At 44.6% G+C, this 2,042-nt stretch carries 2 protein-coding genes; one reads left to right on the top strand and one right to left on the bottom strand.

Annotated features, from left to right (window positions below):
* Positions 1-372: transposase (locus CBG25_RS10730; protein WP_290603757.1), on the top strand; the 372-nt coding region annotated here is incomplete at its 5' end.
* 78 nt (positions 373-450) lie between these two features.
* Here the strand turns inward: CBG25_RS10730 and CBG25_RS10725 are convergent.
* Positions 451-1,917: a type I secretion system permease/ATPase gene (locus CBG25_RS10725; RefSeq protein ID WP_290606577.1), complete on the bottom strand. Its 1,467-nt coding sequence runs from the start codon at positions 1,915-1,917 to the stop codon at positions 451-453.
* Positions 1,918-2,042 lie beyond the last annotated feature (125 nt).

Below are 2,042 nucleotides of genomic sequence, written 5' to 3'. Positions count from 1 at the left end.
AGCACCCACGACAGTCAGCATTTCGAAAGGGTCATTGACAAGGCCAACACCAATCGCAATATCTACGCCGACCGAGGCTATCCCTCTGCGGAGCGGGAAGCTTGGCTGAAGGCAAACGGCTATAGGAGCCAGATTCAGCGTAAAGGCCATCGAAACAAACCGTTGTCCAAGACTCAGCAAGGGCGAAACCACAGGATTGCAAAGACTAGGGCACGGGTTGAACATGCATTTGCGGCGATGGAACAAATGGGTAGAAAACTGATCCGCACCATTGGACAGGTGCGCGCTAATTTTGCCATGACGATGATGGCAGCATGTTACAACCTAAAGCGGTTGGCGTACTTCCAGAGCGCGTGCATCGTGGCTTTCTGACGCCCAGAATGGGTCAAATGGCCCTAGCCAGGGCAATGTGCGATAGAATCAGTAGCGTGATAATCAAAAAAAATCTAATTATTTAGAATGAAAGCCAAGGGTTAATTGAAAATTTTGAGTTTTTCGAGGTGCCCGTTCATTTAATAATGTTTGTGGTGTTCCAAAACGTGGTGACATTCCGGCTTGTAAAATTAGCACATGCTCTACATATCTGAGCAGAAAAGGGCGATGGGTAATTATAATAAGGGTGCAATGTTGTTTTTTAAGTTCTTCAATCGCAAGGCACAGGGCTTTATCTCCTTCGCTATCAAGATTAGAGTTAGGTTCATCGAGAATAATTAAACGGGGAAGGCCATAAATAGCTCGTGCCAAAGCTAATCGCTGTTTTTGTCCACCAGATAAGCCACGGCCGTACTCGCCTAATTGAGTGTCATATCCATTAGGTAAAGTGAGAATTAAGTCATGCACTCGGGCAATTTTGGCGGCAGTAATTACTTTGTCTACGTTAATTTCAGCAAAACGAGCAATATTTTCTGCGATTGTACCATCGAATAATTGTATATCTTGCGGTAGATAACCAATGTGAGGCCCTAAAATTTCTTTATCCATTTGGTGAATATTTGCACCATCCAACCGGATGTATCCTAAAGTAGGAGGAAGCGCGCCGACAAGTATCCGAGCTAATGTCGATTTCCCTGCACCAGATGCACCAATAATAGCCAATGTTTGGCTGGCAGAGAGTGAAAATTGGATATCAAATAACAGCGGTGGATATTCAGGATCAGGACGGTAGAGAACATTTTCAACGCTTAGTTCGCCAGTTGGAGCAGGTAAAGTCATCACTTGTTTACGGGGAGGATGCTGTTTGAATAACTGATCTAAGCGTAGATAAGCCTGTTTGGCATTATTATATTGTTTGCTAACAGCAATAAATTGGTCGATCGGGCTGAGTACACGTCCCACCAGAATAGAACTGGCGATCATCATACCTGCGGTCAATTCATTATTAGTGACTAACCAGGCGCCCATGCCTAATACCAGAGATTGCAGCATCAAACGTGAGGTTTTTGACCATGCGCTGGTGGCTGAATTTCTTTCGCTGGCTAAATTCTGTTGGGATAAAAAAGCGTGATGGTAGCTTAACCAGCCGCGACGTATATTACCTAACATGCCCATTGCCTCGATTACATCTGTATTGCGCAAGTGGGTAGAGGCCTGATTAATAGCTTTGCGAGCCATTAGATTGGCTTGCGCTAGTGGTTTATGAGTATAACGTTGATTCAGCCAGGCAAGTAGGGAAATAAAAGTTGCGCCACCTAAGGCTAGATAGCCTAACCATGGATGGAGTAAAAACACCACACAGAGGAAAAAGAGAAACCAAGGCGCATCAAATAAAGCAAATAGAGCGTTCCCTGTTACGAATTGGCGTAATGTTGTGAGATCACTTAACGCTTGGCTGGCTTGTGAGTCACTGTATTTTAAGCTTTGCTGGTAAGCTGCATTGAAAACCGATTGATTAACTGATAGGTCTAGGCCTGTGCTAATACGGGCACCTCGAAAAACCTAAGCCGAGTTTGATTTTGCTGATAAAGTTATCGGAAGCTGGTCTACTGAGCTAACCACCATGAAGAAACGCAGCGCCATTAAGAATGACCTCTTTGCAAACCAGT

The sequence above is a fragment of the Arsenophonus sp. ENCA genome (genome assembly GCF_002287155.1).
Classification (GTDB): Bacteria; Pseudomonadota; Gammaproteobacteria; order Enterobacterales; family Enterobacteriaceae; genus Arsenophonus; species Arsenophonus nilaparvatae.
This window is presented reverse-complemented; position numbering and strand designations above follow the sequence as displayed.